The sequence below is a fragment of the Catenulispora sp. MAP12-49 genome, from assembly GCF_041262705.1.
Classification (GTDB): domain Bacteria; phylum Actinomycetota; class Actinomycetes; order Streptomycetales; family Catenulisporaceae; genus Catenulispora.
The window spans coordinates 165,407-178,810 of record NZ_JBGCCP010000020.1 but is presented as its reverse complement, the minus strand read 5'-3'; the positions used below and the strand labels follow the sequence as shown (position 1 = coordinate 178,810).

The window sequence follows — 13,404 nt, the reverse complement described above, 5'->3', positions numbered from 1 at the left end:
ACCCGTCGCTGCCTCACCCATCGCCGCCTCCCGCTGCTCGTCCCGGCATCCGGCCGGAGTCGATGTACTCGCGCACGGCCTCGGGCATCGGCGGCTCGTCGGGCAGCGCCTTGGTCATGTCGGCCCGGCCCTGCAGCAGGTCCGCGACGTTCATGCCGCGCGGCAGCTCCGGCTGCATGAGCTCGCTCAGGGCCTCCAGCGCCTTGCCCTTGGCCTCGGCGACGGCCGCCATGACGGCCTCGGCCAGCTCGTTGGGCGCCATCCGCTTGTACGCGCCGGTCGGGAACTCCAGCGCGAGCAGGCCGCCCTGGGCGTCGACCTTCACCTTGACCGTCTGGCGCGGCGTGACGGCGGTACCGGAGATCTCACGGATCTGCCGCTGGAGCTCGGCGGTGCGGGCCCGGCGCTTGCGGTACTCGGCCATCAGCGCTTCGAGCTCGCTGTCGAAGGGCAGGCTGCTCATGGCTCCCACGCTAGGACGCGCTCCGGGACCGATCACGGTCCCGGAGCACGCCTTGCCCGAACAGACATCACCGTCTTCCTTTTCCGGTCGCGCCGCTCACTCCAGCGAGCTCAGGTCGTCGGTGCGGCGGCCGTTGCCCCGGCCCCACGTCGACGAGTCCTGAGTCAGCAGCTTCGCCGCGACGGTGCCGGCGTCCTCCTCCGATTCCTCGTCTTCCCCCTCCAGGAGTTCGTCTTCCTCCTCCGGCGGGGCAGGCGGCACGTACCCACGCGGGAAGCGGCCCGAGCGCAGGTCCTGACCACGGCTCGCGGTGACCGGCGCCGCGCCGCCGGCGGTCCGGCGCCAGGTGGCCATCTCGGGTTCGCCCTCCGGCGGGGCGACCGGCGGGTCGTCGTCGATCCAGGCGTCGGTCTCGGAGGAGATGATGCGGGCGTCGATCTCGCGATCGTCGGGGTCGCCGCTTCGAAGCAGACCGCTGAGTCCCAGCAGCGCCGAGGCGGCCGAGGCGCCGACCTCCCAGGAGCTGTGGTCCTCGCCGCCGGCGGGCTGGCCAAGGACCGGGACGATGTCGGGCGCCGGACCGGACTTGGGCGCAGCCTTCTCCTTGGCCTTCTCCTTCGGCTCCTCCATGGGCTCCGTCTCGCCCTCGCCCGCGCTCACCGCACCGGGGAGCCATCCGGTGAGCCCCACTCCCCCGGCGACGGTCCCGTCCTGCGAACCCGCCTCGCCGGCGACCGCCTCGACCCCGTCGCCGGACCACGGCTCCTGAACCCCGCCGAGCAGCCCCGAGGAATCAGAGCGCTCGGTATTCGAGTTCTGCGATCCGGCGCCGGAACCCGGCGGCATCATCGGCATGCCGGGCTCGCCCGCGCCCGGACCGCTGCCGGTCAAAGATTCCTCGCCGGGCAAACCGGATTCGTTCGGCAGGCCTTCAGTCGGAAGCGCGGACTCCGTCAGCGGGCCGTCCTGCAAGCCCTTCAAGCCATTCAAGCCGTTCAGGCCCAGCCCGCCGGAAGGCGCCCCGCCCTCGGCACCCGGCTCCTTCACCGAACCCGGCGCCGCCGACTCCAGCCACGGTGCCGCGCCCTCGCGCAGCAGCCCGGCGGCATCCGGACGCTCGTCCTTGTTCTGCGAACCGTTCTGCCCGCCCATCGGCGGCATCATCGGCATCCCGCCCTCGCCGGAGCCCGGACCGCTGCCGGTCAGGGACTCCTCCGTGGGCAGCCCGGACTCGTTCAGCCCGTTGGGCAGCTCGGACTCCGTCAGCGGACCGGTCTCGACCGGCCCGGCTGGAACCCGGCCCGTGGCGTCGTTCAACCCCAGGCCGCCCTTGGGCGCCCCGAGCTCCGACCCGGGCTCGTTCACGGACCCGGGCGGCGCGGACTCCAGCCACGGCGCGATCGACGACCGCAGCAGGCCCGAGGCGTCCGGACGCTCGTCCTTGTTCTGCGAACCGTTTCCCCCGCCCATCGGCGGCATCATCGGCATACCGCCGGCGTTGCGATCGGTGGAATCCGGACCGGTGCTCTGCAACGGCACGTCCAGCGGAGGGCTCAGCGGACTGGTGACAGGAGGCTTGGTCAGCGACAGGTCCTTGGGCAGTCCGTCCGCCCCGACCCCGTTGTTGTTCCCGTTCCCCTTCAGCGCGTTGCCCGGGTTCAGCACCGAGTCCATGTTCGGATCCAGCGTCCCGGGCGCGTGCACGCCGGAAACCCGGTCCTCCGGCAGGTTCTCCGGGTTCGGGAGGCTCCGGTTGGTGGTCACCGGCAACGGCACGCCGTCCGGGCCGACGCTCTTCACCGGCGGCGGCACGACCGAGAGCGGAGGCGGCAGCTGGTTGCCGGCGCCCGAATTGGACCCGGTGGAATCGCCCGGCGGCGGCACGACCTTCGCCGGGGGCACGGAAACCCCGTCCGGCGGCGGCACGACCGAGCCCGGCGGTGGCACGACCGATCCCGGGGGCGGCGCGATCGCCTTCGTCTGAAGCGGAGGCGGCACGACCGAACCCGGAGGCGGCACGACCGATCCCGGAGGCGGCGCGATCGCCTTCGACTGCAACGGCGGCGGCACCACGGAGCCCGGCGGCGGCACCTTCATCGGAGGCGGCACGGTCTCCCCCGGCGGCGGCACCTTGGCCGGCGGCGGTACCTGGGGCGGCGGGGGCACCTTCGCCGGCGGAGGCACCTGCGGAGGCGGCGGCACTTGGGGCGGCGGCGGAACCTTCGGAGGCGGCGGTACCTGCGGCGGCGGGGGTACCTGGGGCGGCGGCGGAACCTGCGGCGGGGGCGAGATCGGCGGCTGCTTCGTGGGGTCGTTGACCGGCGGCGGCGCGTGCACGCCGTCGATCGTCACCTGGTAGTCGGCGGCCAGGTCGGTCAGGACCTTGCGCATGTCGCTGGTCATCATCTTGACCAGCTCGGGCTTCTCGTGGATCATCACCAGGCCGTTGACCACCGAGGCCGGCGGCTGCATGTTCAGCGCGGCGTTCGCGTAGTAGTTGTCGATCGACGACATCTGCGACTGGGCCCAGCTCAGATAATTGCCGTTGTTCACCAGCTGGTTCGGGACCGAGTCGGCCCCGGTCGGCCCGCCGGCCAGGGACTGCGCGACGGCCAGCACCTGGTTGGAGAACGTCGTCATCGCGGTCAGGAACGCGTCGGCGGCCGCCCCGGTCCACGGGCCGTTAGTGCCGGCCAGCGCGTTCGCCTGGTCGATGATGCTCTGCCCGACCATCTGCAGCGTCGCCTGGACGTTGTAGAAGTCGTAGCCGGCGTCGATGAGGGTCTGCGGATCGGCGATGCCCTGAGCCCGCGACTGGGCGTCGGTGTCGCCCGGCGGCAGCTCGGAGCCGCCGAGGATGGCGGCCTCGATCTGGTGCCAGTCCCAGCCGGCGTAGTCGTTCTTGGACCCGTGGGTCGCGGGGTTGCCGAACAACCCCCCGTTGGGGCCCTCGACGAACCCGCCGCCGCTGGTCTCGCTGTTGCTGCTGTCGCCCATACCCTTCCGTCTCTCACTCCGCTGTCCCTGCCGCCGCGCCAGGGCCGCGGCACACCGTGCCCGACCATCCGGCGCGGCGTGCCGCGGCCCGGTCTGTCCGGTACCGCTCAGCTGCCGCCCGGCGGGCTGCCGCTGCCGCCGGTGTCGCTCACCACCCCGCTGAAGTACCCCTGGGCCCCGTTGAAGGCCTTCTGGACGTCCCCGGCGTCGGCCTTGTTGGCCTCCTCCGTGGTCTTGTACTTCAGGGTCAGCGCGCTCACGGCGTTGTGCACGCTGATCAGGCCGTTGCCCAGGTCGCTCAGGGCCGTGTGGTACTTGGCCTGGATGCCGCCGTCGCCGTTGTCGCCGCTGATGTTCGTGCGGATCGCGTCGGCGTGGTAGAAGGCGCCCGGCTGCACCGGGGTCATCTTCTTGAGCGTCGTCACCAGGTTGTTGACCGGGTCCTGCAGGGATTTGATGTTGACCGCGAACGCGTCCAGCGACGGCGTGTCGACCGAGGTGGTGCTGGAGTTCGTCTTGCCGCCGGGGATCTTCGGCGGGTTGGGGCCGGTCCCCTTCGGCAGCGAGGACGGCGGCGGCCGGTTGGCGTCGTTCGGCGACCACTGCAGGTTCGGAGGGTTGAGCCCCTTGGGGGGATCGCACTTCTCCCAGTCGTAGTAGCCGCCGGAGTCGCCGAACCCTGGCTCGTACGTGTTCGCGTACCAGGTCTTATCGGTGTAGTCATACAGGTACTGGCCGTCCGGGGACAACCAGTTCATGTCGCTGGTGGGATCGCTCACGGCTCACTGCTCCCAGAGGCCGAGCCCCTGGTACTCGGCGTTGGCGTAGGCGTCGTTGATGTTGCTCAGCGAGTTCATGGCGTTGCCGGCCTGCACCGCCATGTCGGCGGCCTTGGCGTCCCAGACGGCCTTGGCGGCGTAGTACGCCTGCTGGGAGTCCGACGTCCACTGCGCCAGGTGCATCTTCGAGCCGTCGTCGAGCTCGGAGAGCAGCTGCTGGATGTGCTGGGAGATCACGCCCATCTGCGCGGCGACCTCCTGGACGTTGCTCATGTTGACCGTGTACGTGGCCATGGATCAGTACCTTTCGGTGTCGGGCGCCGGGCTCACAGGCCCTGCAGGCCGGGCAGGCCCTGCATGAAGGCGGAGGCCATCTCGGAAGACTGCTCGTGGGTGTTGGTGTAGACGCCGGTGTGGGACGAGAGCTTCTCGCACATGCCGGCCAGCTGCTTCTGCACGATGCCCAGGTCGTCCAGGTAGGCCGCCAGGGCCCGGCCGAAGGTCGAGGCGGCCTCGCCGGTCCAGTTCGCCATCAGCGTCGACTGCTCTTCGGACATGTCCTGGAAGGCCGTGTTGACCTGGTCGAGGGCGTTCTGGAAGTCCTGCTGGGCCGAGACCATGCCCTGGACGTCGACGGAGGTGTTCGCGGAGCCCGTGGTCGGGGTGGACACGGGGCCTCCTTCCTGTGGAGGGACGCGGCCTGCGGGCCGCTTGCCGAGTTCATGGTCGGGCGCGCGCCGGGGCGGGGACCACGGGTTGCGGGCAGCCGTGCCCGACTCACCATGGAGCCCTGCCCAAGCGGTCACCGGTCGCCGTGCGGCACGGGCGGCCTTCCGCAGGACGGCGCCGGCGGCGGCTCGGCGGCGCCGACGGGCTCCGGCGTGAACTCCCGCAGCCGCAGCCGGCGCTGGTGCTCGGGGAAGCGCCCGCCCTCCGGCGCGGTCCCGGCCATGTAGTCGCGCTGCCACTGCGGCCCGTTCGGATCGGCGCCGGGCAGCTCGCGGCCGACGAGGAAGTCGAAGCGGCTCGCGGTCCAGGCCCGGTAGGCGGACTCCTCGGGCATGGCCTCCATCGGGACCCGCGTCGGTTCGAAGAGCTCCAGGTCGCCCCGGCGCTGCGGGACGATCATCGCGAACGGTTCCCCGGCCCGGAACTCGATGTCGGCGTCGGGCCGGGTGAGCTTCCAGTTCATGGTGAACGTGGCGACCGCCCAGTCGGTCTCGACCACGCCCTCCAGCGGCCAGGCGCCGTCCTTGGACAGGTTGGCCGGGCCGCGCACCAGCAGGTTCCAGCCCGGCGGGGTGCGGATGAGCGCCGGAACCCGCCAGGTGACGATGCCGTACCCGAAGTGGCTGGAGGCCTCGTGGTGCCGGGCCACGCCCTCGTACTCGATGTGCAGGCTGGAGACGTTGTCCCCGCCGTCCCAGCGGGCGACGAAGGTCTCCGAGTTGATCAGCCACCAGCCGGACTGGTTGGCGATCAGCAGCGGCAGGCAGCGGTTGACGAAGCGCTCGCTGGTCGCGTCCATCCACTCCCGGCGGATCGGGGCGGCCGTGATGTCCAGGTGGGTGCGCGAGACGCGGTAGGCGATCAACGGCAGCGAGTCGTCCCCGCTGCCCTCGGGCAATTCAAGGTTCTCCGGCATCTCGGTCTGTCCGGGCATCAGGACACCAACTCCGGCCGGCGCTCGGACATGTGCTCAACGGCCCGCCACACGTCCTCGGGTTCCAGGACCGGCGATCGCGCCAGATCCCCGACCCGCGCGGCCAGCGCGAAGGCCTCGGGCACCCCGGTGTCGGCGGGTGTGTCGGCGAAGCACTCGGCCAGCGCCGTCATCCCGGCCTCCCCGATCTGGTATCCGCGCCGGGCCAGATGGCGCGCGCTGAGCAGAGCCAGGTCGGGCGGGGAGTAGTCGGCCAGGACCAGCGACTCGGCGAAGCAGTCGAGCAGATCGGCGCGGCCGCGCAGCAGATCGGCGGCGTGCTCCGGCTCGACGGCCAGCACCACCGCCACCCCGGGGTGGTCGGCGACGGCCCGCGGCAGGGCCTCCAGCACGGCGGCGCGGGCCTGCTCGCCGGACGCGGCGAACGCGTCGTCCAGCCGCAGCAGCAGCACTCCGGCCTCGGCCTCGGCGAACACCGACCGGGCGAAGAACGCCGGCTGGCCGGCCCAGCGTGCCGGGAACTCGCTGAGGGCGGCCTCGTGCACCGCGCGGGAGCGGATCAGGCCGAGGTCGGCCAGACAGTGTGCGTAGATGCGGGCGACAGCTCCGCGCCCGGAGCCGGGGCGTCCCTCCAGCACCAGGTTGGCCAGGCCCGTGGTGGGCTGGCCGCTGTCGCGCAGCCGGACCAGTCCGGCCAGCCGGGCCCGCAGGGCTTCGCGCACCTGGTCCAGCCCGGCCAGCGCGGCCAGGCGGCGCATGCCGGGGGTGTCGTCGAAGCCGTCGCGCAGCCCCGCCTCTCCACCGCTGGCGGCTGCCGCGCCGAGGTCGGCCGCGGTGAAGCGGCTCAGGTCGGAGTCGTGCGCCTCGGGGTGCGAGGCCAGCCGGGTGGCCTGGTTGCCGACCATCTCCTCGAAGACCTTGCGCGCGACGCGGCCGTTGCCGAACGTCGGGCCCTTGGGGGCCTGCTCGAAGTAGCGCGTGAGCGCGGCGAGCGTGTCGTCGCCGAGGTCGTACCGGTGCGCGGCGCACATGCCGCGCACGATCGTGACGAGCTCGGCGACGCTGTAGTTCGGGAACTCGATCGTGCGCGAGAAGCGCGAGGCCATACCGGGGTTGGAGCTCAGGAACTGCTCCATGTGCTCGGAGTACCCGGCCGCGATGACCACCAGCTCGTTGCGGTGGTCCTCCATCATCTTCATCAGGGTCTCGACCGCCTCGCGGCCGAAGTCGGGGCCGGCGCCCTTGGACTGGTTGGTCAGGGTGTAGGCCTCGTCGATGAACAGCACGCCGCCCAGCGCCTTGGTCACCACCTCGGTGGTCTTGATCGCGGTCGCGCCGACGTACTGGGCGACCAGGTCGGCGCGGGCGACCTCGATCATGTGGCCGCGCGGCAGCACGCCGAGCTCGGCCAGGACCGCGCCGTAGATGCGGGCGACGGTGGTCTTGCCGGTGCCGGGAGGGCCGGCGAAGACCAGGTGGCGGCTCATCGGCGGCATGGGCAGGCCCATCTCCTCACGCCGCTGCGCCATCTTGATCAGGTCGATCAGGCCGTTGACCTCCTGCTTGACGTTGGTCAGGCCGACCAGCCCCTCCAGCTCGGCCAACGGGCCGGTGCCGATGTGGCGGGCCAGGCCGGGGGCTTTGGGGGTCTCGGGGCTGTCGGGGTCGTCGGGGTCGGCAGAGTCGGCGGAGTTGGCGGAGTCTTTGGGCAGCTCACGGACTTCGCGAATCTCACCGGCCTGGCGGACCGGCCGCGACTTCCGCGCTTCGCCGCCTTCGCGCCCTTCGCGGATCTCGCAGTCGCTCAGGTCGACGGCGCCCTCCGGGGCGTGGACGGCCTCGTCCTTGTTCCCCGCGATGCGGCAGCCCCGCAGCTCGGCGCGGCCTCCGTCCTGGACGTCCAGGCCGTGGCCGCCGGCACCGGTCAGGCGGCAGTCGGTCGCGGTGAACGTCGCGCCCTCGTGCACCGTCACGGCCGAACGCGGGGCGTCGCAGAACTCTGTGTCGTGGGCGGTGACGGCCGAACCGGTGGCTGTGAGGCCGCAGGCGCGCAGCACACACGATTCCAGCTCGGCCTTCGCGTCCTCGACCGCGATCAGGCCGTTGCCGTCGGCGGCACGGATCTCGACCCGGCCGAGCTCGACGCTCGCGCCCCCGGACAGATCCACGCCGGGCCCTTGCGTCCGCAGGTCGCCGCCGCGGACCTGGAGCACCGCGCCGGCCTGCGCGCGGATCCCGGAACCGTCGGCCACCACCGTCAGCTCCTCGAACTGCGCGGTGGCCGCGCCGGTGGCGAACACGGCGCTTTGCGCGGCGTCGCGGATCTCCACGGCGATGAACAGCCCGTCGCTGCCGCCGTCGACCAGGACGCCGATCGGGCAGCCGGTGATCTGCCAGCGGTCGAAGCGGGGCCGGGCCTTGCCGGTGACGTAGACCGCCCCGGCGGCGTCGGCGACGGTGCAGTCGGTGAGGACCGGCGCGGCGGATTCGGCCACGTAGACGGCCTGGCCGGCGGAGCCGGTGAACCGGCAGCCGGTGACCTCCACCTCGCCGCGGGAGGCGATGTAGAGGTCGAGCGCGGCGCCGCCGCTGACCCGCACCGCGGTCAGGCGCGCGCCGGCGGCCTGCTCGACGGCCAGCGCGGGCTTGCCGCACGCGGTGAGTTCGCAGTCCTCGACGACGGCCTGCGCGTTGCCGTTGACGACGATCCCGTTGCCGACCGGGCCGGTGACCGTGCAGCCCTTGGCGGTCAGCCGGCCGGTCTCGGCGACCACGATCGCCGAGGAGCCGACGTCCTCGATCACCGTGTTCTCCACGATATTGGCCAGGCTGGCGCCGCCGGAGGTCACCACGATCCCGGCGCCGGTGCGGTTGGTGACCCGGCAGCCGCGCACCGCGAGCGTCCCGAGGTGGTGCGCCAGCATCGCGGCCCACGCCGCGCCGCCGACCTCGCAGTCGTCGAACGCCGCCTCCCCGCGCCGCACCTCCACCGCCGGCGCCTGGTCCCCGGCGCCGATCAGGACCAGGCCGGAGAGCTGGACGGCGTCGGCGTCCACGATCAGGGCGCTGCCCTCGGGCCCGCCCTCGATCCGCACGCTGCCCGCGGCCTGCTCGGCGGCCAGGGTGACGACCCGGTCGAGCACGACCTGCTCGGGGTAGGTGCCCGGGGCGATGGAGACCAGGGCGCCGTCGCGGGCCTGGCGCAGCGCGGCGGCGATGGTCGGGTAGGCGTCGGCGCGGTCGGGGGCGACCACGAGCTTCTGGCGGGTCATGAGGCCGTGCCTCCAGGTGCGGTGGCCGGGGGCCGGTTGGTGGTTGCGGTGGCGGTTCTGTTTTCGGTCGCGTCCGCGGCTGTGGTCGCGGCTGTGTTCGCGGCCGTGTTCGCTGTTTTGTCGGAGCCGGTCGGGGCGATGACGATGAGCCCGGGCGGGCTGCCGAAGCGTCCGTGCAGCGCTTCGGGCAGATCCTCGGACGACTCCTCCTGCCGCCACCGCTCCCCCGCCTCGGCCAGGCCGGCGAGCGCCACGTCGTCCAACGGCACCCGGCCCGGCTCGATCCGGCCGTCGGCGCCGACCTCGGACGCGGACAGCTCCCGCAGCAGCACCCGCGGACCGTCCTCGGTGGTGGCACTGAGCACCTTGAAACTGGTCCCGGGCAGGAAGACGACCTGATCCGGATGCTCGGGGGCGACCAGATGGGTCCGCCGGGCGGTCATCGACCAGATCAGCACCTCGGCCGCGCCGGGCAACCGCAGCCGCCCACCGGTGACGCAGGGCGCGAACCCCCACTCGGTGACCACCTTCCGGCCGCCGTACCAGCGCACATCCCGCTCCCCCAGCGCCGCCCGCACCAGCACCGGCCCCCGATGCGAAGGCAGCCGCCGCAACCCCGAGGCGATGCACCGCGCCAGCGGCACATGCGGCCCACCGGTCGCCGAGCGCACCAGATCGTCGAAGCGCCGGGTGTGCCCGGCCAGGTAGAGCTGCACCGCGACCAGGTCGACCAGCACATCGGCGGTCGGCGCACCACCCGCGCGCAGCCCGGGGAACTCCGACAGGATGCGGGCGACGGAGCCGACGGTGGCGTCGTACTGCCCGCCGAGGTTGCGCCGCAGCCACTGGCGCTCCAGATCCAGGGAGCGCGACGGCGGGACGGCCGTGGTCTCGGCGCTGGGGACGGGCTGGACGCGCGCGCCGGTGCGAGGGGCGGCGGGCGCTTTGGGTGTTTTGGGCGCCGGAGGCTGTGCCGGCGCGGCCGGCACGCGGATCGGTTCGGGAACCGGCGGCGCGACGACCTCGGTCGGGGCGATGGTGTGGCCTGGGGCAAGGGGCTGCGAGACCGGAGCCGCGACGGCGGTCGCGAGGACGGGAGCCGGTGCCGCGGGGGCGGGCAGTGGGAGGTCGAGCGTGGGCGGACCGCTTTCGAGGCTGAAGCGGCCGATCGGCGGCAGGGCGGAGGCCGGGCGCGCGAGGATCGGCGCGGCGGCTACTTCGGGGACTGTCTCGGCAACCGGCTCAGCAACCAAGCCAAGAACCGGGACCGCTTCGGAAGACTCCTCGATAGTTGCTTCGGCAAGCGCCGGGACCGGTGCTCCTTCGATATCTGCGACAGCTGGCCCCGCAACCAGGCCAAGGGTCGGAAGCGCTTCGGCAGGCTCTTCAACAGTCGCCGGTTCGAGAGCTTCTTGCTCTTCCGCCTCCCAGGCCGCCACCGCCCCCGCAGCCGCCGGATCGGCCGCGGCCCGGATCAGCGTGATCGCCGCCGTCGAGGGCAGCACCTCGGCGAGCTTGCGCACCTCGGTCTCCAGGCGCGGCAGCACCTCGGCGGCCAGCCGTCGCATGCGTTCCGCGACCGCTGCGGTGCCGGTCGCGGCATGGAACACGCGGCTGCGGCCGGGGTCGATCGGTGCGGAGCGCACCGCCGAGGCGTCGCGGGGTGGTTCCGGGGGCCGCATCCACAGGCCGCTGCGGGTCACCTCCAGGACTGCGTCCGGGGCGTACTCATACACGCCCGAGGCGACCTCGGCCAGGCCTTCGATCGGCGCGCGATAGCCGACCGGTTCGGGGTCCTGGGCCTTGCCCTCGGCGCGCGGGAGGTAGCGCAGGTCCCAGACATAGGGCCGCCAGTGCATCGCGCCGTTCGGCAGCAGTACGCGGATCCGCGAGCCGCCCGAGCCCCACGGTGCCAGCACCGGGACGCCGGTCGCCGCCACGACCGGGGTGGCGAACAGGTCCGCGAGGGCCTGGCCGAACGAGTCGGCGCCTGGGTCCGTCGCGCCGTCGGCCAGTTCATCGGCGGAGTCCGTCGCGCCGAACTCGGCGAAGCGCACCATCGGCTTCGTCTGCTCGTCGAGCTGCTCCCAGAAGTCCTGGACCGCGGCGAGCGGCACCGAGGCGGGTCCGGGATGGCCGACCACGACCCGCGGGTAGCCCGGATCCATCTGCAGGCCGCCGGTCAGCCACTTGCGGAGCGAATCAGCAGCCTGCGGCGCTCCGGGCCCGGTGATCCAGGCGCCGGCCGGCAGCGGTTCGACGCGTACGCCGCCGCCGAGTTCGCGCGGCTCGGCGAAGGGCCGGCCCTCCCAGGCCGGGGTCGGCAGTCGGCGGGAGTGCGCGACGGGGATGCGGCCGGGTTCGTAGCGGGTCCAGCCCGCGCCGGCGGTGGCCGGGACGAACCAGCCGTCGGCGACCTCGGTCGCGTCGCCGTCGGGGGCCGAGACCGAGCGGCCCAGCAGGTGCGAGAGCCATTCGGCCAGCGTCGCCGCCGCCGTGCGGTCCTGCCCGACCGGCACCAGCCGCAGCTCCCCGGGCCGATCGGCCAGGCACGCCGCGACGGCGCCCCGGTCGCGCACGCCCGCCGTCGGCGGCAGGTCCAGGAAGACGAGCGTGGGCTCGTGCCGTGCGGCCAGATCCGCGCACCGTTCGAGCACCTGCGGATCCGGACCGGCCACCGGATGCAGCAGCACCGCGCCGCCCAGGTCCGTCCAGGCCAGCGCGGCCGACCCGCCGCGGCGCCGCGTGCTCAGCCCGCGGACCACGGCAGCTCCTGACGGGCCGCGGCGACGCTGAGCGCGGGCCCGGCCGGCAGCAGGCTGAGGATCGGGTCCGGCACGGCGTGCCCGACGGCCCCGGTGTACCCCAGCGCCCCGATCGAATCGCTGCCCTGCAGCTCGAACCGCTTCCCGGCGTCGGTGATCAGGAACACCCGCGGCGACCCGGTCTGCGGGTCCGCCTCCGCCGTCTCGGCCAGCAGCCCGGCCCCCGCCGGAACCTCCACCGGGGTGTTCGCCGGCAGCAGCCGGTCGGCCTCGGTCACCAAGGTGATCGGCGGCATGCTCTGCTGCGAAGCCGACGTCGGTATCGGCGGCGCCGGTTGGAGCACGCACAGCCGCACACCGTCCGGCGTATAAGGAGTCGAGGACAGCACATCCGGCAACCGCCGCAGCAGCGTCTGGTCCGACGACGCCGGCGCGGCGGCGATGTCGGCGGGCCCGACCTGGACCGGCGGATGGTAGCCCGGAGCCGTGGCGAACAGCGCCGCCTCGGTCCGGGTGATCGGCGCCAGACCGTCGGTGCGCAGGACGTAGAACTGCGCGACCCCCGCCGCCGTCGCCTGGAACAACTGCCCGACCGTGGTCGGCGCCCCGGCGATCTTCGGCCCGCGCGAGCCGGCGCCCGGAATCGTCGCCGGGCCGATGGGATCGCCGGTGTCGAGCACGGCGAGCCACGCCGCGTCCGCCGGCACCGGCGCCTGGTCGCCGAGCCCCAGCGCCGCCAGCACCGAGGCGCTGGGCACCGGGTACTTCTTCGCGCCCCAGAGCACGTACTCCCCGGCGATCCCGGCCGTGCCCAGCGCCGTCTTCGAAGCCGCCGCGACCGTCGTGACCAGGATCGGCCGCTGCGGCGCCGGGTCGGTGCGTCCGGCCGGGGCCAGATCGGTCACGGTCCCGCCGGACGCGGGCCCGGACCCGGCACCAGACCCACCACCGGGCCCAGCACCGGAACCAGCACCGGACCCAGCACCGGACCCAGCACCTGCCGGACCCAAGCACAGCGCCCACGCTCCGTTCAGCAACGCGGTCGGCGCCGGCAAGCCCTCCGGCGCCCCGGCGATCCCGATCCGCGACCCGACCGGCGTCCCGGCCAACGCCGAGTGCGCGACCATGCTCACCGGCTTGGAACTGCCGGCCAGCCGCGCCGAGGCGTAGTTCGCGGCCGGCCGCAGCGTCCCGCCGAGCAGCACGTACCGGCTCCCGGTGTCCTTGTCGACGATGATCGAGCCCTGAGCACGCCAGGAGAAGTCCGGCGCCGGAGAGATCAGGCCGAAGACCACCGCGCCGCCGGACAGCAGCACGGCACTCACCAGGCCGAGCACCACACCGAGGTTGGCACGCCGCATCGGCTGCTCCCCGGTCCCGGGATCGCCGGCGGTCAGCGCGTGGACCAGGCGGCCGGTGGCGAACTGGTAGGCCTGGATGTGGTCACGTCGGGTCTGCATGCGGC

General features: G+C 73.3%; 9 protein-coding genes. All 9 read right to left on the bottom strand.

Annotated elements, in window-relative coordinates:
* Nucleotides 1-13: 13 nt before the first annotated feature.
* The 9 genes from ABIA35_RS31490 to ABIA35_RS31450 all read right to left on the bottom strand — a co-directional run bounded on the left by ABIA35_RS31490 (nucleotide 14) and on the right by ABIA35_RS31450 (nucleotide 13,399).
* Nucleotides 14-463 (bottom strand): YbaB/EbfC family nucleoid-associated protein, encoded by a 450-nt coding sequence (locus ABIA35_RS31490; protein WP_370347331.1) that lies wholly within the window; start codon nucleotides 461-463, stop codon nucleotides 14-16.
* Between the two features lie 96 nt (nucleotides 464-559).
* A complete protein-coding gene (locus tag ABIA35_RS31485; RefSeq protein WP_370360287.1) occupies nucleotides 560-3,460 on the bottom strand; it encodes a WXG100 family type VII secretion target in 2,901 nt (966 codons plus the stop codon).
* Between the two features lie 107 nt (nucleotides 3,461-3,567).
* Entirely contained in the window at nucleotides 3,568-4,239 is a 672-nt protein-coding gene (locus ABIA35_RS31480) for a hypothetical protein (protein ID WP_370347327.1), read from the bottom strand.
* 3 nt (nucleotides 4,240-4,242) lie between these two features.
* Nucleotides 4,243-4,533 (bottom strand): WXG100 family type VII secretion target, encoded by a 291-nt coding sequence (locus ABIA35_RS31475; protein ID WP_370347325.1) that lies wholly within the window; start codon nucleotides 4,531-4,533, stop codon nucleotides 4,243-4,245.
* 32 nt (nucleotides 4,534-4,565) lie between these two features.
* The gene (locus ABIA35_RS31470; RefSeq protein ID WP_370347323.1) at nucleotides 4,566-4,910 is read right to left on the bottom strand and encodes a WXG100 family type VII secretion target; all 345 of its coding nucleotides are present in this window, start codon (nucleotides 4,908-4,910) and stop codon (nucleotides 4,566-4,568) included.
* 131 nt (nucleotides 4,911-5,041) lie between these two features.
* Complete coding sequence (locus ABIA35_RS31465) at nucleotides 5,042-5,902, bottom strand: DUF6065 family protein (RefSeq protein WP_370360286.1); 861 nt, start codon at nucleotides 5,900-5,902, stop codon at nucleotides 5,042-5,044.
* Nucleotides 5,902-9,174: a right-handed parallel beta-helix repeat-containing protein gene (locus tag ABIA35_RS31460; RefSeq protein WP_370360285.1), complete on the bottom strand. Its 3,273-nt coding sequence runs from the start codon at nucleotides 9,172-9,174 to the stop codon at nucleotides 5,902-5,904. The genes ABIA35_RS31465 and ABIA35_RS31460 overlap by 1 nt, the downstream gene beginning before the upstream one ends.
* Complete coding sequence (locus tag ABIA35_RS31455) at nucleotides 9,171-11,939, bottom strand: hypothetical protein (protein ID WP_370360284.1); 2,769 nt, start codon at nucleotides 11,937-11,939, stop codon at nucleotides 9,171-9,173. The genes ABIA35_RS31460 and ABIA35_RS31455 overlap by 4 nt, the downstream gene beginning before the upstream one ends.
* A complete protein-coding gene (locus tag ABIA35_RS31450; protein WP_370360283.1) occupies nucleotides 11,924-13,399 on the bottom strand; it encodes a type VII secretion protein EccB in 1,476 nt (491 codons plus the stop codon). Before ABIA35_RS31450 ends, ABIA35_RS31455 begins: the two co-directional genes overlap by 16 nt.
* Between the last annotated feature and the right edge of the window lie 5 nt (nucleotides 13,400-13,404).

What these genes read in the sequence shown, in the direction of transcription:
- ABIA35_RS31490 (WP_370347331.1), bottom strand. Translation starts at nt 463, where the DNA reads ATGAGCAGCCTGCCCTTCGACAGCGAGCTCGAAGCGCTGATGGCCGAG.
- ABIA35_RS31485 (WP_370360287.1), bottom strand. Translation starts at nt 3,460, where the DNA reads ATGGGCGACAGCAGCAACAGCGAGACCAGCGGCGGCGGGTTCGTCGAG.
- ABIA35_RS31475 (WP_370347325.1), bottom strand. Translation starts at nt 4,533, where the DNA reads ATGGCCACGTACACGGTCAACATGAGCAACGTCCAGGAGGTCGCCGCG.
- ABIA35_RS31465 (WP_370360286.1), bottom strand. Translation starts at nt 5,902, where the DNA reads ATGCCCGGACAGACCGAGATGCCGGAGAACCTTGAATTGCCCGAGGGC.
- ABIA35_RS31460 (WP_370360285.1), bottom strand. Translation starts at nt 9,174, where the DNA reads ATGACCCGCCAGAAGCTCGTGGTCGCCCCCGACCGCGCCGACGCCTAC.
- ABIA35_RS31450 (WP_370360283.1), bottom strand. Translation starts at nt 13,399, where the DNA reads ATGCAGACCCGACGTGACCACATCCAGGCCTACCAGTTCGCCACCGGC.